The sequence below is a fragment of the Bradyrhizobium icense genome (assembly GCF_001693385.1).
GTDB classification, from domain to species: Bacteria; Pseudomonadota; Alphaproteobacteria; order Rhizobiales; family Xanthobacteraceae; genus Bradyrhizobium; species Bradyrhizobium icense.
Genome location: NZ_CP016428.1, coordinates 1,562,221 through 1,579,944, shown reverse-complemented (window position 1 = coordinate 1,579,944; position 17,724 = coordinate 1,562,221). Strand labels below are relative to the sequence as shown.

General features: G+C 63.7%; 17 protein-coding genes. 7 read left to right on the top strand and 10 right to left on the bottom strand.

Annotated features, from left to right (window positions below; genetic code table 11):
* Positions 1 to 117 precede the first annotated feature (117 nt).
* Positions 118 to 750: a LysE family translocator gene (locus tag LMTR13_RS07480; RefSeq protein WP_065727334.1), complete on the top strand. Its 633-nt coding sequence runs from the start codon at positions 118 to 120 to the stop codon at positions 748 to 750.
* A gap of 81 nt (positions 751 to 831) precedes the next feature.
* Here LMTR13_RS07480 and LMTR13_RS07475 read toward each other — a convergent pair whose 3' ends face one another.
* The 3 genes from LMTR13_RS07475 to LMTR13_RS07465 all read right to left on the bottom strand — a co-directional run bounded on the left by LMTR13_RS07475 (position 832) and on the right by LMTR13_RS07465 (position 5,449).
* Positions 832 to 1,716, bottom strand: a complete 885-nt coding sequence (locus LMTR13_RS07475) for a 4-(cytidine 5'-diphospho)-2-C-methyl-D-erythritol kinase (protein WP_065727333.1) — start codon at positions 1,714 to 1,716, stop codon at positions 832 to 834.
* Positions 1,717 to 1,743: 27 nt separating this feature from the next.
* Positions 1,744 to 3,525, bottom strand: coding sequence for a tetratricopeptide repeat protein (locus LMTR13_RS07470; protein ID WP_065727332.1), 1,782 nt, complete (start codon positions 3,523 to 3,525; stop codon positions 1,744 to 1,746).
* Positions 3,526 to 3,790: 265 nt separating this feature from the next.
* Positions 3,791 to 5,449 (bottom strand): electron transfer flavoprotein-ubiquinone oxidoreductase, encoded by a 1,659-nt coding sequence (locus LMTR13_RS07465; RefSeq protein WP_065727331.1) that lies wholly within the window; start codon positions 5,447 to 5,449, stop codon positions 3,791 to 3,793.
* A 133-nt stretch (positions 5,450 to 5,582) separates the two neighbouring features.
* Between LMTR13_RS07465 and LMTR13_RS07460 the strand changes: the two genes are divergently transcribed.
* A complete protein-coding gene (locus LMTR13_RS07460) occupies positions 5,583 to 6,407 on the top strand; it encodes a uracil-DNA glycosylase (RefSeq protein ID WP_065732501.1) in 825 nt (274 codons plus the stop codon).
* Between the two features lie 170 nt (positions 6,408 to 6,577).
* Here LMTR13_RS07460 and LMTR13_RS07455 read toward each other — a convergent pair whose 3' ends face one another.
* The 4 genes from LMTR13_RS07455 to LMTR13_RS07440 form a co-directional block, all read right to left on the bottom strand.
* On the bottom strand, positions 6,578 to 8,086 hold the full coding sequence (locus LMTR13_RS07455) for a glycosyltransferase family 39 protein (RefSeq protein ID WP_065727330.1): 1,509 nt from the start codon (positions 8,084 to 8,086) through the stop codon (positions 6,578 to 6,580).
* 78 nt (positions 8,087 to 8,164) lie between these two features.
* Positions 8,165 to 8,944, bottom strand: a complete 780-nt coding sequence (locus LMTR13_RS07450) for a ribonuclease HII (protein WP_065727329.1) — start codon at positions 8,942 to 8,944, stop codon at positions 8,165 to 8,167.
* A gap of 82 nt (positions 8,945 to 9,026) precedes the next feature.
* Positions 9,027 to 9,476 carry a VOC family protein gene (locus tag LMTR13_RS07445; protein ID WP_065727328.1) on the bottom strand — a complete coding sequence of 150 codons (450 nt, stop codon included), beginning with the start codon at positions 9,474 to 9,476 and terminating at the stop codon, positions 9,027 to 9,029.
* Between the two features lie 49 nt (positions 9,477 to 9,525).
* Positions 9,526 to 10,686: a PA0069 family radical SAM protein gene (locus LMTR13_RS07440; RefSeq protein WP_065727327.1), complete on the bottom strand. Its 1,161-nt coding sequence runs from the start codon at positions 10,684 to 10,686 to the stop codon at positions 9,526 to 9,528.
* 190 nt (positions 10,687 to 10,876) lie between these two features.
* On the opposite strand from LMTR13_RS07440, the gene LMTR13_RS07435 reads away from it, so the two are divergent.
* Both LMTR13_RS07435 and LMTR13_RS07430 read left to right on the top strand, forming a co-directional pair.
* Complete coding sequence (locus LMTR13_RS07435) at positions 10,877 to 11,449, top strand: glycosyltransferase family protein (RefSeq protein ID WP_065727326.1); 573 nt, start codon at positions 10,877 to 10,879, stop codon at positions 11,447 to 11,449.
* 147 nt (positions 11,450 to 11,596) lie between these two features.
* On the top strand, positions 11,597 to 12,526 hold the full coding sequence (locus LMTR13_RS07430) for a bifunctional helix-turn-helix transcriptional regulator/GNAT family N-acetyltransferase (protein ID WP_065727325.1): 930 nt from the start codon (positions 11,597 to 11,599) through the stop codon (positions 12,524 to 12,526).
* 126 nt (positions 12,527 to 12,652) lie between these two features.
* Here the strand turns inward: LMTR13_RS07430 and moaB are convergent, their stop codons facing one another.
* A complete protein-coding gene (gene moaB, locus LMTR13_RS07425; protein WP_065727324.1) occupies positions 12,653 to 13,216 on the bottom strand; it encodes a molybdenum cofactor biosynthesis protein B in 564 nt (187 codons plus the stop codon).
* 146 nt (positions 13,217 to 13,362) lie between these two features.
* Positions 13,363 to 14,298: a KPN_02809 family neutral zinc metallopeptidase gene (gene ypfJ, locus LMTR13_RS07420; RefSeq protein WP_065727323.1), complete on the bottom strand. Its 936-nt coding sequence runs from the start codon at positions 14,296 to 14,298 to the stop codon at positions 13,363 to 13,365.
* Between the two features lie 277 nt (positions 14,299 to 14,575).
* On the opposite strand from ypfJ, the gene LMTR13_RS07415 reads away from it, so the two are divergent.
* The 3 genes from LMTR13_RS07415 to LMTR13_RS07405 all read left to right on the top strand — a co-directional run bounded on the left by LMTR13_RS07415 (position 14,576) and on the right by LMTR13_RS07405 (position 17,108).
* Positions 14,576 to 15,709 carry a site-specific DNA-methyltransferase gene (locus LMTR13_RS07415; RefSeq protein ID WP_065727322.1) on the top strand — a complete coding sequence of 378 codons (1,134 nt, stop codon included), beginning with the start codon at positions 14,576 to 14,578 and terminating at the stop codon, positions 15,707 to 15,709.
* Between the two features lie 114 nt (positions 15,710 to 15,823).
* Positions 15,824 to 16,285, top strand: coding sequence for a hypothetical protein (locus LMTR13_RS07410; protein WP_236843297.1), 462 nt, complete (start codon positions 15,824 to 15,826; stop codon positions 16,283 to 16,285).
* A 136-nt stretch (positions 16,286 to 16,421) separates the two neighbouring features.
* The gene (locus LMTR13_RS07405) at positions 16,422 to 17,108 is read left to right on the top strand and encodes a glutathione S-transferase family protein (RefSeq protein ID WP_065727320.1); all 687 of its coding nucleotides are present in this window, start codon (positions 16,422 to 16,424) and stop codon (positions 17,106 to 17,108) included.
* 149 nt (positions 17,109 to 17,257) lie between these two features.
* Here the strand turns inward: LMTR13_RS07405 and LMTR13_RS07400 are convergent, their stop codons facing one another.
* Positions 17,258 to 17,692, bottom strand: a complete 435-nt coding sequence (locus LMTR13_RS07400; protein WP_065727319.1) for a nuclear transport factor 2 family protein — start codon at positions 17,690 to 17,692, stop codon at positions 17,258 to 17,260.
* Positions 17,693 to 17,724 lie beyond the last annotated feature (32 nt).

The window sequence follows — 17,724 nt, the reverse complement described above, 5'->3', positions numbered from 1 at the left end:
GCCGTGCCCACCAACTTCACCGGTTCTGAGGACATGCTTTGGTGGGCACGCGGAGCCTGTCATCGGGCGCGCATTCGCGCGACCGATTCGCTTTGTCCACCCTACAAAGGCGATTAAATGAACGGCACCAATTTCACATTGTTCCTGTTGGCCGCGCTCGTCATTGCCGCCGTCCCCGGTCCTGGAATCTTCTACGTCGCGGCACGGACGCTGTCGGGCGGCAAGAGCGCCGGCATCGCCTCGACATTCGGAACGGCGCTCGGCGGGCTCGTGCACGTGATTGCGGGCGGGCTCGGCGTCTCGGCGATCATCCTGGCCAGCGCCGAGTTGTTCACCGCGCTGAAATTCGCCGGCGCGCTCTACCTGGTGTGGCTCGGCTTCAAGACGTTTCGCGATGCGCGCGACCTGCTGCCGCAACAAGCCGTCGCGGTCGGTAGACAACGGGCGTTTCGGGAAGGCGTGCTGGTCGAAGCCTTGAACCCAAAGACCGCGGCGTTCTTCCTGGCCTTCATTCCGCAATTCCTCGACCCGGCCGGCAGCTATCCGGCGCTGCAGTTCATGGCGCTGGGCCTGATCTCGGTCGCGCTGAACACGCTTGTCGATATCGTCGTGGTGATGATGGCCGCCACGGCGCGCAGTAGTCTCACGCGCAGGCCGAACCTGCTTCAACGATTGCGGCAAGGCTCCGGGCTGTTCATCGCAGGGCTCGGGATTTCGCTGGCGCTGGCGCGGCGGCCAGCGAGCTCGTAGGGGCGCTCTTGCGCCGTGCCCACCATCAGCACGCCGCTGGAAATGGTGGGCACGCACCTTTGCCCACCCTAAGAGATGTCTTCAGCTCAGCGTTCCCGCATGTACCCACCATCCGGGGTGATCGCGCCGGATCTGCTCCGCCGCGCGGCCGGCTTCGGCGGTGTTCTCGTAGATCGCAAAGCAGGTGGCGCCCGATCCCGACATCCGCGCCAGCCAGGCACCGTTGGTCGCGTTGAGCGCTGCGATGACCTCACCGATCACGGGCTGGACACGCAGGGCGGGCGCTTCCAAATCGTTGGCGCTGGCGGCGAGCGCTTCAACCCAATCTTCGAGCGACGCGTTCTCGTCGGGCCAGCGGTCCCGCAGCAGTACGTCGGTGACGCCGACCCGCAATTCGCCGCTACGCAGGCCGAGCGCATTGAAAACGTCGCGGGTCGCGACGGGAATGCCGGGATTGACCATCACGCAGGGTATTTTCGGCAGGCTGAGCGGCTGCAGCGTTTCGCCGACGCCCGTCATGACGCAGCCACGTGACCGGACGCAAACCGGCACGTCGGCGCCGGTCAGTTGCGCGACCTCGACGATGCGGGGATCGTCGAGCGCTAGCCCGTTCAACTGCGCAAGCAACCGCAGCGCCGCCGCGGCGTCGGCCGAACCGCCGCCGATTCCGGCCGCAACCGGCAGGACCTTCTCCAGCGTAAAGCTGCCGGCCTTCATATCCGGTACACGCTCGGCGAGGAGGCGCGCGGCCTTGAGCACCAGATTGTCCGAAGTCTCGCCGCAAGCCTGCGCCAGCGGTCCCGACATCTTCAAATCCAGATTCGATCCCGGCGACAACGTCAGCCGGTCAGCGCAATCGGCGAACGCCACCACGCTTTCGAGATCGTGATAGCCGTCGGCGCGACGACCGTTCACCTGCAAGGTCAGGTTGACCTTGGCGCAAGCCTCTTCATTCAATACCGGCATTGCCGAACAGTCCCCAAAGTCCTCGCCTCAGCCACCCCTGCCGTCTTCTTTCTTCTTGTCGGCGGAAGCCGCAGAAGAAGTGTCTTCGGGCAGGCCGTTGGCAATCTTGGCTTCGATCTTCGGCAATTCCTCCGCCTCGGGCTTGAGGTCGCGGGCATGGGCCCACTGGAATTTGGCTTCCAGCGTCCGCCCGACGCGCCAATAGGCATCGCCGAGATGGTCGTTGATGGTCGGATCCTCGGGCTTGAGATCGATCGCGCGCTCGAGATGCTTCACCGCGTCCTCAAAATTGCCGATCCGGTAAAATGCCCAGCCCAGCGAATCCACGATGTAACCGTCGTCGGGGCGCTGGTCGACGGCGCGCCGGATCATCTTCATGCCTTCGTCGAGGTTGATGCCCTGGTCGATCCAGGAATAGCCGAGATAGTTCAGGACATGCGGCTGCTCGGGCTGCAGCTCCAGCGCCTTGCGCATGTCGGCCTCGGCCTTGCTCCACTGCTTGGAACGCTCCTCGCAGATGCCGCGATAATAGTAGGTGACCCACGTGTTCTTGTCCGTCACCCCGGGCATCGCGTCGATCGCCAGCGTATAGGTGTTGGCGCAATCGCTGAATTTCTTGCGGCCGCGCTCGATGTTGCCGAGCGCCATGACGGCCTCGATGTCCTTAGGCGCTTCGGCGATGACGGCCTTGAGGATCTTGATCGCCTCTTCGCTGCGGTCTGTCGCGTCGAGATTGGTGGCGAGCTGGATCTGGGCATTGCGCTTGAGCGGCGAACTGGCCGGCATGCGCTCATAGACCTTGATCGCCATCTTCGGCTTCTTCACGGACTCGTAGAGATCGGCGAGCGACAACAGCGCCAGCGGATGATTGGGCTGCAGATAGAGCGCGAGCTGCAGATAAACCAGCGCCAGATCCTCGCCGCCGCGACGGGTCAACGTAGCGCCAATGCCGTAGAGCGCCTCGGCCGCGCCGGCTTGCGCCGAATCGACCAGCGGCGACATCTTCTTGCCGGCTCTGGTCTCGCGCAGGCCTTCCTGCACCAGCGGATGCCGCGGCAGTTTCTTGTCGAACGTTTCGTAAATGCCAGCCGCCGTCGCGCCATCCCTGTTGCGCGACAGCCAGCGCGCATAGGCGTCGGATACGCGCAGCATCGAATCGTCGAGCTTGTAGGCGCGCTCAAACCGCGTACCGGCATCCTTGTCCTTGCCCGAGATCTCGAGGATCATGCCGGTGTGGAGGTCCTTGAAGATCGGATACCATTCGGGGCCGGTCAGCTTGTCGATATTGGCAATCGCGGCCTTGGCATCGCCCGCGCCGTAGCTCGCCCATCCCGACAGCAACGTCGCCACGAGGTCGGTGATCGGTCCGCGGATCGACTGGTTGATGTTGAGCTGCGCGGCCGCATATTTCTTCTGCTTCAGGTCGCGGACGCCGACCACCAGCCGCGCGACGCGGTTCGCCTTGTCCATCGTCAGGATGCGATCGGCGAGCTTGACCGCTTCATCGATGTCGCCGTCGGCGAGCGAAGAAATGAAAGCACGATCCAGGAGTTCGTTGTTCTTCGGATCGGTGCGCAGCGCGGAGCGATAGAATGCCGCAGCGGAAGCGGCATCGCGCTCGACGCTTGCGTGCCGCGCGGCGAGATAGCTGCCTGCCGTCGTCAGCGATTTCAGGTCGGATTTGGTGGGGAATTGCGCGGCGTTGTCGGCCGTATGTTCGGGCGTCTGGGCCCAGGCCACGCCAGGCGCGGCCAGGCTGGCAACGGTAATTGCGGCGATGGTCCAACGATTCATACGAGTGGAAAGCATCACGGTTCGCCTAGCTCCAGGATGTATGGCGGGATCGTTACGATCGGTCTCGAATGCAAACCCAAGCGGCGGCATCTCGGGCAGCGACAATGCCGCGTTTGGCCCTCAACCGCAAGGATACGGGTTGGCGAATCGATTGGCAGATTAGGCCCTTAGGGCTCCGATTTAGCCAGCCCAACCCGGAAACGCTTTTACTGTGGCGGTATCGTGGCCGGAGGCGGTATCACCCTCCTCCAGCTCACGCAATCGTGGTCTATGCGCCTCGCTACATGCCCTGGTAATTCGGCCCGCCGCCGCCTTCGGGCGGAACCCAGGTGATATTGCCGTTCGGGTCCTTCACGTCGCAGGTTTTGCAGTGGACGCAGTTCTGGGCGTTGATCTGGAAGCGCGGACCGGAGGTCTCTTCGACCCATTCATAGACGCCAGCCGGGCAATAGCGGTTCGACGGACCCGCATAGACATCGTGCTCGGATGTCTTCTGCAGGTTCATGTCGGCGACCTTGAGATGAACCGGCTGGTCCTCTTCATGGTTGGTGTTGGAGAGGAACACCGAGGACAATTTGTCGAAGGTGAGCTTGCCGTCCGGCTTGGGATAGGCGATCGGCGCATGCGCCTTGGCCGGATCCAGCGTCTTGCGGTCGGACTTGGCGTGCGACTGGGTTCCGAACAGCGAGAAGCCCAGCGTGTTGCACCACATGTCGAAGCCGCCGAGTGCCACGCCGATGATGGTGCCGAATTTCGACCATAGCGGCTTGACGTTGCGCACCCGGTGCAGGTCCCGGCCGACGGCGGAATCGCGCCAGGCGTTTTCATATTCCACCAATTCGTCATTGGCGCGGCCGGCGCCGAGCGCCGCCGCAACATGTTCCGCCGCGAGCATGCCGCTGCCCATCGCATTGTGCACGCCCTTGATGCGCGGCACGTTGACGAAGCCCGCGGCGCAGCCGATCAGCGCGCCGCCCGGGAAGCTCAGCCGCGGCACCGACTGATAGCCGCCCTCGGTGATGGCGCGTGCGCCATAGGAGATGCGCTTGCCGCCTTCGAACACGGTGCGGATCGACGGGTGCGTCTTGAAGCGCTGGAATTCGTCGAACGGCGACAGATACGGATCGTCGTAATTGAGGTGCACGACGAAACCGACCGCCACCTTGTTGTCGTCGTAATGGTAGAGGAACGAGCCGCCGCCGGTCTTGTTGTTCAGTGGCCAGCCGAACGAATGCTGGATCAGGCCCTTCTGGTGCTTGGCGGGATCGATCTCCCAGACTTCCTTCAACCCGATGCCGAATTTCGATGGCTCGCTTTTGGCGTCGAGCGAGAATTTCGCGATCAGTTCCTTGCTCAGGCTGCCGCGCGCACCTTCGGCGAACAGCGTGTATTTGCCGAGCAGTTCCATGCCGCGGGTGTAGGAGTCCTTGTGGCTGCCGTCCCTGGCGATGCCCATGTCGCCGGTCGCGATGCCACGCACCGCGCCATCATCGTCATACAGCACTTCGGCCGCGGCAAAACCGGGATAGATTTCGACGCCGAGCGCCTCGGCCTTCGGCGCCAGCCAGCGGCAGACATCGCCGAGCGAGCCGATATAGCAGTGATGATTGTTCATCAGCGGCGGCATTGCGAAGTTCGGCAGCCGGATCGCGCCGGTTGCGGTGGTCCAGTAGAAGCGGTCGTCCTTGACCTGGGTTTTGAGCGGGCAATCGGCGTCCTCACGCCAATCCGGAATCAGCTTGTCGAGCGATACCGGATCGATCACCGCGCCCGACAGGATGTGCGCGCCGACCTCGGACCCCTTTTCCACCACGACGATGCTGAGATCGGCATTGAGCTGCTTCAGCCGGATCGCCGCAGCCAGCCCTGAGGGCCCGGCGCCGACGATCACGACGTCGAATTCCATGGATTCGCGAGGAGGAAGTTCTTCTGCACTCATGATCTGATCTCAGCCCAATTGAGAACGGCTCTAAAGGCTCGTTGTTTCCGATTTTTGCGGGGAGGACAACCATGGAAATGCAATGCAAGGCGTTTCACGCCGGCTCGATCCATATTAGATTGGCATAATGGATTTGATCCCCGAACCCGCGCCTAATCTCAGGCAATTGCTGGCTTTTTATCTGGAGGCCGGGGTCGATTGCGCATTGACGGAGGAACAAGTCGATCGGCTTGCCGAGCCCGACGTCCCTGCCGTCCCCGCTGCCATCCGCGAGACCGCGCCACACCGCCCCGTCAGGGAAATGCCCGCCGCGATGCCGGCAGTTCCGCGCAGCGAAATCGCGCCCGCGCCGGAAGCGGCCATCGCTCTCGCGCGCGAGGCGGCGCGAACGGCGCCGACGCTGGAAGCGCTGCGTACGCTCTTGGAAAATTTCGAGGGTTGCGCGCTCCGAAACACCGCGACGCGGCTGGTGTTTGCCGACGGCAATCCGCAGGCGCGGATCATGTTCGTCGGCGAAGCGCCCGGCCGCGACGAAGACATCGAGGGTCTGCCCTTTGTTGGACGTTCCGGCAAATTGCTGGACCGGATGATCGCAGCAATCGGACTCGACCGCAGCAAGGCCTACATCGCCAACGTGATCCCCTGGCGGCCGCCCGGCAACCGGACGCCGACGCCGCAGGAGACGCAAATCTGCCTGCCGTTCATCCAGCGGCAGATCGAACTCGTGAACCCCGACATACTGGTGACGCTCGGCAACCCCTCGACGCAAACGCTGCTGTCGACCCGCGACGGCATCATGAAGACCCGTGGCAGGTGGTTCGACTACGACACCGGCACCCGCACCATCCGCGCCATGGCGACATTCCACCCGGCCTATTTGCTGCGCTCGCCGTCGTACAAGCGGATGTCCTGGCAGGACCTGCGCGCGATCGCGAAGGCGCTGGAGCAGGCGACTTAACTCGTGTCCCGGACGCGGTGCATCGCCCCTTGGCAGTGCACCGCAGAGCCGGGACCTAATTCAGCACGAGAGGTTGGGCCCCGGATCAGCAGCGCATCACCATAGCGCGTCGAAGACGCGCGTGAACGCGCTTTCGGTGCTGCGCAGCATCCGGGGCACGAGATCCGACGCTACTGCGCCTTCGGCCGCACGATGGCCCAGCCGACGCGCAAAAGCGGCTGACGGCCGTTCACCATCCATTCGAAGACGCGTGGCACTTCCGGCACGAGGCCGGGAAACCGCTGTGCGATATCGGGTGGTGGCGTGCCCGACGTGTCGGAGGCACGCCAGACCACGACGCCGCCGGTCTCGCTGAATTTCGCGACCGACAGCCACGGGGTTCGTTCCGGCGTGGCATCGAGCAATAGATGCGGGCGCCCGGCGCTCATCGCGATGAAACCGGCCAATTGCGGATCGCCGGCCACCGCGCGCAGCCGCTGGTTGGTTCGCCGTTCGAAATTGTCGCCAAAGAATTGCGCGATCGCTTTGGCCGGCAACGAGGTCGGCACTTCGGCAGCGCCGGTCCACGGCAGAACAAGGGTGGTCACGATCACCGCCACGGCGGGAGCAGCGACGGCTGCGGCCCATACCGTCCGCAACAGGCGCTGACGCCGCAGATGGATCAGATCGCCGCTCGCCACGATTACGACGAGCCCCGACATCAGCAAGGCGACGCCCGCCCCGCCGACGACATGATCGCGGTTAAAGATGCCCGCGATCAAGCTTCCGAGCAGCGCCGGCGCAAGCGCGAAGAAATAGACGAATTGGCGCGCCAGCGGATCGACCGGCGGCCGGTAGATGATCGGCGCCTCCCCGGCATTGCGGGCGAACCAGCCGGAGTTGAGGATCGCCAGCAGCACGATGGCGGACATTGCGAGCACGAGACCAGCGAGCAGCCAGCCCCACTGCAGGGCGCGCGCGCCGAGATCGGAGATCGCTGGCCACGGCGGCATCGCGAGCGCATCGGCGCGGAGCAGCCAGATCAGATACGGCAAGACCAGCACGGCGATCACGAGCAGCGCATAGAGCGGATCGAGCGACATCAGCACGCGCCGCCCCCGCGCAGTGGCAACGACAAATCCGGCCAGCAGCAGCAGTAATCCGAGCGCGGCCGGCGTCGTCAGCAGCAAAAGTCCGGCCTCGATCGACCAGGCGAACCAGGCGTTCCGCCGGTTCTGGCCGATCAATTGCCAGGAATGCAGCAAAAGCAGCGCCCACAGCGGGCGCGCCAGCACCAATGGTCCGAACTCGACGCCGGGCGAAGAGAAGGCCACCACCGTCATCGAGAGCAGTACCGCGAGCACTGCCTGCTGCCCTCCGACAATCGCGCGGGCCAGTTGATAGTAGATCCAGAAGGTGACGACGGCGCAGACCTGCGCCAAAAGATAGACGCCGAAGATGTGATTCCCGGCGGCGCGAAACGCGATGTCGGCGAGCCAGAACGCCAGCGGCGGACCGAGCCAGGTTCCGACCTGGTATTCCCGGCCAAAGGCCAGCACGGTCGCCACGTCGCCCGGCGGGCTGCGGTACAGCAGCATCGGCAGGATCAGCCAAATTGCGGCCTGGACCAATACCACGAGCCAGACCACCAGCCGCGGCCGGGCGCGGATCAGTTCGACAACGAGCGAGGTGAAGCGCATGAAACGTCCGAATGCCGGGCCGGGCAGCCCTGTCCCCAAACGTTTGATAGAGCGCAGGGCCCGTCGAGGCAACCAGCCTCAGATCGTGGCGGAAATATCGCCAAGGATCTCCCCGTCGACGGTGAAGAGATCGGGTTCGACCGTTTCAGGGAAATGCTTCAGCCGTGCGGCGATCACGGGTGCAAAAAACCGGCGATGGTGGATGCTGGGGCCGAGCCGGTCCAGCGCCTCGCGGTGTTCCGGCACGGCATAGCCCTTGTGGGTTTCGAAGCCATAACCCGGGCAATCCAGCGCCAATGCGCTCATCAGGCGGTCTCGCGTCACCTTGGCGATGATCGAGGCCGCCGCGATCGACATGACGATGCCGTCGCCGCCGATCACGGCGTCGCAATCGCAGGGCGCATCGATCTTGTCGCGGCCGTCGACGAACACGTGCTTCGGCAATTCCGGCAGCGCGCGCACGGAGCGCGCCAGCGCCCAGAGCGAGGCACGCAAGATATTGTCGCGATCGATCCGCGCGGGTGAGGCAAAGGCGACCGCAAACGACGAGGTCGCGCAGATTTCCTCGAACAATTCCTCGCGGCGTTCGGGCGCGAGCCGCTTGGAATCGTCGATGCCTTTGGGGATTCGCTTGGGATCGAGGATGACGGCAGCCGCTACCACCGGACCCGCCAGCGGACCGCGCCCGGCCTCGTCGCAGCCGGCAACCGGCCAGATGCCGCGCTTGATCAGCGCCCGCTCGCGACGAAAGCTCGGCGGGGCAACCGCGATCACGCCCTTCGGCAGCTCGGCTTGTTCCTTGCCGGCGTTCTTGGCGAATTTCCCGGCGGATTTCTTGGCGGACTTGTCCCGAATCATGGCCGGGATTCGTGCGCCAGCGCGCGCTCGCGCGCAACCGGGAACCCGGCACAATTCCCGTTATTCAATCCTGTACTTGTGCCTAATCCCGCAGATGCACCCGCCGGTCGTCGCCGACCTCGATGCCCGGCGCGACCACGACTTCCCAAACGTGGTTGTCGGGATCGCCGAAATAGCCGCAGTAACCGCCGTAGTCGGTCTTGTGCGCAGGCTTCAACAGTGACCCGCCGCAGGAGATTGCGAAATCGAGCGCCGTGTCGACCTCCTCGACCGAGCTGCAATTCCATGCGAGCGTCGTGCCGCGAAAGGATTTCGGCCGTGGCTGATCCGGCAGCGCGGCGTCGCGGGCGAGTTGATCCCACGGGAAAAGCGCAATCACCGTGCCGCCGGTATCGAAAAAGGCGACGGCATCGCCGGTTGCGTGCATCTTCCGGACAAAGCCGAGCGCCTCGTAAAAGGCGATACTGGCGCGCATGTCGCTGACGCCGAGCGTGATGACCGTGAACCGGGGGACTGGCTTGCTTGTACTCATGTGAGTCTCCTCCCCGTCATTGCGAGGAGCCAACGGCTCGCAATGACGATCAGAACAGACTCAACTGCTGTCCGTTCCGCTTCGGCTTGACGAAATGATCGGTCGTCAATTTCGAACGGCGCTTGTTGAGGCCGAGCTTTTCGCAGGCGATCTCGAACCGCCGCCCGATCATCCAGGCCATCGGGCCGGTGCCCTTCATCCGCGTTCCCCATTGCGAGTCGTAGTCGCGCCCGCCACGCATGTCGCGGATCAGGGTGAAGACGTGACGGTAGCGGTCGGGATAATTCGCCATCAGCCATTCGCGAAAGAGATCGCGCACCTCGAGCGGCAGCCGCAGCAGCACGTAACTCGCTTCCTTGACCCCGGCATGGGCCGCGGCATCGAGAATGCGCTCGATCTCGGAATCGTTCAGCGCGGGAATAACGGGTGCGACCATCACCGTGGCGGGGATGCCGGCCTGCGATAATTGCCGCAGCGCCTCCAGCCGCTTCGGCGGCGTCGAGGCGCGCGGCTCCATGGTGCGGGCGAGCTTGGGATCGAGCGCGGTCACGGAAATCGCGACCTTTACCAAACTGCGCTTCGCCATTCGCTGCAGAATATCGATGTCGCGCGTAACCAGCGCCGATTTGGTGACAATGCCGACGGGATGACCGGCTCGTTCCAGCACTTCGAGAATGCCGCGCATGATTTTGTGCTCGCGCTCGATCGGCTGATAGGGATCGGTGTTGGTGCCGATCGCGATCATGCGCGGCTCGTAACCGGGCGCCGCCAATTCTTTCTCGAGCAGTTCCGGCGCGTCCGGCTTGGCCAGCAGTTTGGATTCGAAGTCGAGCCCGGGCGACAGGCCGAGAAAGGCGTGGGTCGGCCGCGCGAAGCAGTAGACGCAGCCATGCTCGCAGCCGCGGTAGGGGTTGATCGAGCGGTCGAAGCCGATGTCGGGCGAGTCGTTACGGGTGATGACCTTGCGCGAAGTATCCAGCGACACCGTGGTCTTGAACGGCGGCAGGTCGTCCAGGCTCTGCCAGCCATCGTCGAAGGCGACCCGCGCCTCGGCCTCGAACCGGCCGCTCTGGTTCGACTGCGCACCGCGGCCACGCCGTCTCTGGCGTTCGATGGCGACCGCAAGCTCGGGAAAAGGGGTCGCACCCGCCGGCTCGGAGGGCGCCGTGACCGGCGGGTGCTTGAGGGCATGAGAGGATGCTCGGCTCATGGAGCGAACATAGCACGCATCAAGAACAAATCAAGAACAACATCGACAACAATTCACATTGAGCACAAACCGCGGAGAAAGGCGTCCGCGGCCGATGCCGCAAAAAACTGCACGCAAACGGCTGCTTTGATTGTGACAAGGTGATAACAGTGCAGCGTTTTTCACCGTTTGAGCCACTGAAGCCTCACTCATGCTGAGCGTGATCGTTCCGACCGAAGGAATAGAACAGCCCGCCGTCGCAACACTGGCGGCGCTGGTGCCGGGAGCCGCAGCCGGCGTCATCTGCGAGGTGCTGCTGGTCGACGGAACCGGTAACGGCGTGATCGAGCGGGTGGCCGACGTGGCCGGCTGTCGCTTTCTGAGGTTTGAGGGAACACGCGCTGCGGCGCTGGCCGCCGGCGCGCGGGCGGCGCGCTCGCCATGGCTGATGTTCCTGCACGCCGGTGCGGTGCTCGACAGCGGTTGGATCGACGAGACCACGCAGTTCATCCAGAACGTATCGAGCAGCGGACGGCCGCGTGCCGGGGTGTTTCGCTATGCGCGCTCGCCCTATGCCGAGACACGGCTGCGCGACGGCTTCAAGTTCGTCGCCCGCATGATCGCCGGGCCATCGGCGGAACAGGGGCTCCTGATCGCCCGCGATCATTATGAGCGGCTTGGCGGCTACCGGCCGGATGCCCGCCGCTCCGAGACGCGGCTGCTGCGCCAGCTCGGCCGCTCGGCGCGTACCCAATTGCGCAGCCGGATCATGGTCGTCGCCTAGGGCGGTAAACCGCAGGGCCCCGGACACAAAATATCGAAAACAACCCCATGCAAAGTAGAACCGGCACGAGCCGGCGGCCCCCACCCTCGCGAATATACTTGCTAAAGTCAAATATATCTTTGACAATAGCAAATGTCGAGGTGTCCAATGTCCCAGCTGAATTCCGAACAAGAAGTTGCGGCCGTTCGCGCCTTCAACCGCTTCTACACCCGCAAGCTCGGGATCATCGAACCGAAGCTGCTGCACAGCCCGTTTACGCTGCAGGAGGCGCGCATCATCTACGAGATCGTGCATCGCCCGGCCTGCACCGCCAGCGATCTGACCCGCGATCTCGGGCTCGATCCCGGCTTCCTGAGCCGCACCCTGCAGGCGCTGCAGCGCCGCCAGATCGTGACGCGAAAGCCGTCAAAGGACGACGGCCGCGTCAACGAGCTCGCGCTGACGGCGAAGGGCCGCGCCGCCCAGGCCGAGCTGGAGCGCCGCTCGTGCGAGCAGGTCGGAAGCCTGCTCGCTTCGCTCGAAGGCGGCCAGCGCACCGCTCTCGTGCAGGCGATGACGACGATCGAGCAGACCCTGGAACGGCCCGCGGAGAAGCCGCCAGCGTTTCTTCTGCGCAGCCACCGGCCGGGCGACATCGGCTGGGTGATCTCGAGCCAGGCAAAGGCCTATGCCGAGGAGTATGGCTGGGACATCAGCTACGAGGCACTGGTCGCCGAGATCTGCGCGCAGTTCATCCGGAACTTTGATCCTTCGCGCGAGCATTGCTGGATCGCCGAAGCCGGCGGCGAGCCGCTCGGCTCGATCTTTCTGGTGAAGGGCAGCGATGACGTCGCAAAGCTGCGGCTGCTATTGGTGGAGAAGAAAGCGCGCGGGCTCGGCGTCGGCCGCGCGCTGGTCGAGCAGTGCATCCGCGCGGCGCGCGAGAAGGGCTACAAGGAAATGACGCTGTGGACCCAAAGCATCCTTGTCGCCGCGCGAGGCATCTATCAGGCCGCGGGCTTCCGCCGCGTCAAGGAAGAGCCGCACCATAGCTTTGGCGTCGATCTGGTCGGTGAGACCTGGGAGCTGGACCTGTGAAGCCCGCGCGTCGTGATCGTCCGCGACGCGTCACGCCAGAACTCGTCGCCTTCCATGTCAAGCGCGCGCATCAGTTGCGCGTCGAAGCCTGGCGCAACATGTGGCACACGCTATGGGCGTTGCTGGTCAGGCTGAAGCGCCTTGGGCTTTAGGCCGCCGCAGGTGCTCGTCCAGCCGCGGCATGATCTCGACAAAATTGCAGGGACGGGTGCGGTAATCGAGCTGGGCAGCGAGGATGCCGTCCCATGCGTCGCGGCAGGCGCCCGGCGATCCCGGCAGGCAGAAGATGAAAGTCGCGCCCGCAACGCCGGCGGTGGCCCGGCTCTGCACCGTCGAGGTGCCGATCTTGGCGTGGCTCAGCATATGGAAGGCGATGGAAAAGCCATCCATCCGCTTTTCGAACAGCGGCTCGACCGCCTCCGGCGTCACGTCGCGGCCGGTAAAGCCGGTGCCGCCGGTGGTGATGATCGCATCGACGCTCGCGTCGGCGATCCAGCGCTTGATGATGACGCGGATCGCATCGACGTCGTCGACGGCGATTTCGCGCCCGGCGAGATGATGACCGGCCGCCGTGAGCCGGTCCACCAGCGTGGCGCCGGATTTGTCATCGGCCAGCGAACGGGTGTCGGAAATCGTCAACACCGCGATGTTGAGTGGCACGAATTGCTTGGTTTCGTCGATGGAGGACATTTCACTTGATCCCTCGTGTCCCGGACGCGGTGCAGCGTCCTACACGCTGCTCCGCAGAGCCGGGACCTATTTGTGCTCGAGCAGCTTGGGGCCCGGATCAGCAGCGCACCGCTAACGCGCTGCGCAGCATCCGGGGCACGACATCGTCACAACGCTCCCTGAGCAAACGTGTTGCAAGCCTGCACCGTGCCCTGCTTGTAGCCGGTCATGAACCATTGCTTGCGCTGCGCCGCGGAGCCATGGGTGAAAGAGTCGGGCACCACCCTGCCCGTCGACTGCCGCTGCAGCGTGTCGTCGCCGATCGCGGTTGCCGTTCTCAGTGCCGCGTCGATATCGCCGGGTTCGATGAAGCCCGGACGCTTCTTCTCTTCGCGATTGACCCAGACGCCGGAAAGACAATCCGCCTGCAACTCGACCTTGACCTGCAGCGCGTTGGCTTCCGCCTTGCTGCCGGCCTGCTGCTGCAGCCGCTGCACGCGCGGCAGGATGCCGAGCAGATTCTGGATGTGGTGTCCCGCTTCGTGCGCGATGATGTAGGCGGCGGTGAACTTGCAGGCGCTGCCCGAGCAGCCGCGGAAACGTGTCTCGACTTCGCGGAAGAAACTGGTGTCGAGGAAGATCTGCTTGTCCGGCGGGCAGTAGAACGGTCCCATCGCCGACTGCGCCATGCCGCAGCGGCCGCCATTGGTGGCGTTGCGAAACAGCACGATGCGCGGGCCTGTATAATTCTGGCCGCTGGCCTGGAATATCTCGCTCCAGCGGTCGTCGATCTCGCCGAGAATGCCGGCGATCATGCTGCCGACTTCGTCCTTCGGTGCGCCGGTTTTGGCCGGACCCGAGCGGCGATCGGTCTGGTAGGTCGGCGCCTGTCCGCCGCCGGAGAGAATTTCAGCGCCGCCGATCAGGATGCGTGGATCGATTCCGAAGGCGTATCCGACGAGGCCGAGTATGATGATGGTGCCGATGCCGAGCCCGCCACCGCCCATCGGCAGGCCAAAACCGCCGCCTCCGCCACCCATTCCGCCGCCGCCGTCGCGACGGTCTTCGATCTCGTCGCTGCGGCGGAAATCATCGTAACGCATGGCGCTATTTCCTCATCCCCGGCTGTCGGCCCGATACCCAACGCGGCAATCACGTAGAATTTCCATTTCATTAATCAATAACCCGCCCGGCAAAAATTGCCTAGTGCGCAAGCCGCCGCAATCTCTGCTGGTAATCCTGCCGATGATCTCTCTTCGCATTCTGCGTCGATAAATTTCTTGGTTAAGTCGATTTTTACTTTGCCCGGTCAATGTATCGCCAGTCGGTTGTTTAGTCCCGCGTCGCCGACAGCGTCGCCTGAGTCAGAGTAATTGAGTCATGGTTGTGTCGCGTCGCGGGGCGTCTGCAAGGGCGCCCCGCACTAAATTTGAGTCTGATTCAAGCGCTCGCATCGTCGTCGGCGATTGCGTCGCCGAGATGTCGAAGCTTCCAGCCGGTTCGGTCGATCTGGTGTTCGCAGATCCTCCGTACAACCTGCAGCTCAGGGGCGACCTCAAGCGCCCCGACGAATCCCATGTCGATGCCGTCAACGACGACTGGGACAAGTTTTCGTCGTTCGCCGCTTACGACGATTTCACCCGCGCATGGCTCTTGGCCTGTCGCCGGGTCATGAAACCGTCGGCGACGCTGTGGGTCATCGGTTCCTACCACAATATTTTCCGCGTCGGCGCGATCATGCAGGACCTCGGCTTCTGGGTTCTCAATGACATCGTCTGGCGCAAGACCAACCCGATGCCGAATTTCCGCGGCCGCCGCTTCACCAATGCGCACGAGACCATGATCTGGGCGGCGCGCGACGAGAAGGCCAAGGGCTATACATTCAATTATGAGGCCCTGAAGGCCGCCAACGAGGACGTGCAGGCGCGTTCCGACTGGCTAATCCCGCTTTGCACCGGTGAAGAGCGTCTCAAGGGCGCCGACGGCAAGAAGGTGCACCCGACCCAGAAGCCGGAAGGCCTGCTGGCGCGCGTGCTGCTGTCGTCGTCAAAGCCCGGCGATCTCGTGATCGATCCTTTCAATGGCACCGGCACCACCGGCGCCGTGGCAAAACGTCTCGGCCGCCGCTACATCGGCTTCGAGCGCGACAAGACCTACGCGAAGGCCGCCGAAGAACGCATCGCAGCCGTCGAACCGCTGCCCGAAGCGACGCTGGCGCCGTTCATGACCGCGCGCGACGCTCCGCGCGTCGCATTCTCGGAACTGATCGAACGCGGCATGATTCCGCCCGGCACCAGGCTGGTCGATTCCAAGAAGCGTCACGGCGCCCTCGTCCGCGCCGACGGCGCCATCATGCTCGGCGACAAGGTCGGCTCGATCCACCGCATCGGTGCGGTCGCCCAAGGCTCCGGCGCCTGCAACGGTTGGACCTTCTGGCACGTCGAGACCAAGAACGGCCTCAGGCTGATCGACGAACTGCGCGCCGAAATCCGCTCCGAAATGGCGGCGGGTTAAGACTTAGTTCACCTCACCGCGAGAGGTCCGCGTCCGCGGCCTACGGCACGGCCGCGCCAAAGCACCATACCGTGCGTACGGCTGCGAGACCGGACATGGTGCAAAAAATGCGGCTTGCCCAGCCCCGGCGCGGCCGGAATGATCGGCCGGCATGGCAGCCGTGCCATGCTTGCAGGTGGCGTTGCGGCTTTTCGCCCTTATTTGAAGGTATACGGACTGCATTCATTATCCCGTTTAGAGATTACTCCCATGCGCACACGAGGCTCCGAGTCCTTTATCGTGCTGCCGCTGCTGCCGATCTTCCTGATCGGCCTGTTTCCCATGCTGCTGCTGAGCTTGCTGGGCCCGGCTGGGCTGATCATCCTCGGCATTCTGGTCGCCTGCGCCGGTCTGACCGACATTCTGGACGCCAGCGGCACCTTCAGCGAGCAGATCATCGTCCACGGTTATGCGCGAGGATCGGAACGCGCGGGGCAACGTACCGCTCTGCATTCGGAAGTCCGCTTTGCGTCGGCGATGATTGCTTCCGGCGCTGTCCTTGCGGTCGCCGGTATCGGCGGCCTGTTCATATCGTAAGGCGCCGCTGCTCACGAACTCGTCGCTTGCGCTCCTTTTAAGAATTTGAGCATGGACGTGCCGCGCGGTGGCATTGCCGCCGTGGCCAAAGTCCGCAACGAGCCTTGCTGCAAGAAGCAATGGGGGAGAATTCCAAATGCTCAAATTCTATTTCAACGGATCGCCCAACCCGACCAAGGTCGCCCTCTTCCTGGAGGAAGCCGGTATCGCCTACGAGCCGGTCGCCGTCGACACCCGCAAGGGCGACCAGTTCAAGCCGGAGTATCTCGCCATCAATCCGAATGCCAAGGTGCCGGCGATCGATGACGACGGCGTCAAGGTCTTCGACAGCAACGCCATCCTGCTCTATCTCGCGGAAAAGACCGGCAAGTTTCTGCCCGCGAACACGCCGGCCAACCGCGGCGAACTGCTGTCATGGCTGATGTTCGCCGCCACCGGCGTCGGCCCCTTTTCCGGCCAGGCCGTCCACTTCAAGCATTTCGCGCCGGAAAAGATCGACTACGCGCATAACCGCTATCAGTTCGAGGCGCAGCGGCACTTCGGCATTCTCAACGACCGCCTCGCCAACCGCCGTTATATGGTCGGCGACACCTACACCATCGTCGACATGGATGTCTGGGGCTGGGCCCGCATGATGGCCTTCGTGATGGGCGAGGATACGGCCGCGAAATATCCCAATGTCAAACGGCTGGTGGACGAGATCACCGTACGGCCTGCGGCAGCCAAGGCGATCGCGCTGAAGGATAACTTCAAGTTCAAGGCCGAGATGGACGACGAGGCCCGCAGCAACATGTTCAAGCATATGTCGGTGAAGGCGGCCTGAGCCGGCTAGCACCGAGAACCTGTAGGGTGGGCAGAGGCGCACTTGCGCCGTGCCCACCTCTTCTTCAAAGCAGTCTGACGCTTGAGGGGATGGTGGGCACGCTTCGCTCTGCCCACCCTACCAGCCTAGTTCCGCGGCGCCTCTAAGACTCAAACCGCAGCGGCAACCTTCCGCTCGGCAGGGAACGGCCCGAGCACGCGCTCGACCAACGCGGAATCGCAATATTCCTTGATCTGCTTGATCTTCCCGTTCTCGATCCGCCAGACCATGCAGTATTGATTGTCGTATCGTTCGCCGGACTTGGTGACGTTGTCACCGCGAGCTTCGACCACGACATAATCGCCTTCAGCGATGAAGTTGAACGCCAGCGTTCGCGGCCGCCCGGCCGCGAGGAGCGACCGCAGATAGCCCATCAGGCCGTTATTGATGGCCTCACGGCCTCTGAATTCGCCCGACCAGGAATACTGGCCGGTCACGATCCAGGTCACATCCTCGGCGATATTATCGAGGAATGTGGTTCCACTGCGGTTCGCTGAATCTGCGTAGATCTGCTGCACCAGTTTTTTGTTGTCGGCTGCATTCATTGATTGGCTCCATTGTTGAATGAGGGGCCGCG

Coding starts and splice junctions, on each gene's coding strand:
- LMTR13_RS07470 (WP_065727332.1), bottom strand. CDS start 3,525: ATGCTTTCCACTCGTATGAATCGTTGGACCATCGCCGCAATTACCGTT.
- LMTR13_RS07455 (WP_065727330.1), bottom strand. CDS start 8,086: ATGCGCTTCACCTCGCTCGTTGTCGAACTGATCCGCGCCCGGCCGCGG.
- LMTR13_RS07465 (WP_065727331.1), bottom strand. CDS start 5,449: ATGAGTGCAGAAGAACTTCCTCCTCGCGAATCCATGGAATTCGACGTC.
- LMTR13_RS07435 (WP_065727326.1), top strand. CDS start 10,877: ATGCTGAGCGTGATCGTTCCGACCGAAGGAATAGAACAGCCCGCCGTC.
- LMTR13_RS07480 (WP_065727334.1), top strand. CDS start 118: ATGAACGGCACCAATTTCACATTGTTCCTGTTGGCCGCGCTCGTCATT.
- LMTR13_RS07415 (WP_065727322.1), top strand. CDS start 14,576: ATGGTTGTGTCGCGTCGCGGGGCGTCTGCAAGGGCGCCCCGCACTAAA.
- LMTR13_RS07440 (WP_065727327.1), bottom strand. CDS start 10,686: ATGAGCCGAGCATCCTCTCATGCCCTCAAGCACCCGCCGGTCACGGCG.
- LMTR13_RS07450 (WP_065727329.1), bottom strand. CDS start 8,944: ATGATTCGGGACAAGTCCGCCAAGAAATCCGCCGGGAAATTCGCCAAG.
- ypfJ (WP_065727323.1), bottom strand. CDS start 14,298: ATGCGTTACGATGATTTCCGCCGCAGCGACGAGATCGAAGACCGTCGC.
- moaB (WP_065727324.1), bottom strand. CDS start 13,216: ATGTCCTCCATCGACGAAACCAAGCAATTCGTGCCACTCAACATCGCG.
- LMTR13_RS07405 (WP_065727320.1), top strand. CDS start 16,422: ATGCTCAAATTCTATTTCAACGGATCGCCCAACCCGACCAAGGTCGCC.
- LMTR13_RS07445 (WP_065727328.1), bottom strand. CDS start 9,476: ATGAGTACAAGCAAGCCAGTCCCCCGGTTCACGGTCATCACGCTCGGC.
- LMTR13_RS07430 (WP_065727325.1), top strand. CDS start 11,597: ATGTCCCAGCTGAATTCCGAACAAGAAGTTGCGGCCGTTCGCGCCTTC.
- LMTR13_RS07400 (WP_065727319.1), bottom strand. CDS start 17,692: ATGAATGCAGCCGACAACAAAAAACTGGTGCAGCAGATCTACGCAGAT.
- LMTR13_RS07475 (WP_065727333.1), bottom strand. CDS start 1,716: ATGCCGGTATTGAATGAAGAGGCTTGCGCCAAGGTCAACCTGACCTTG.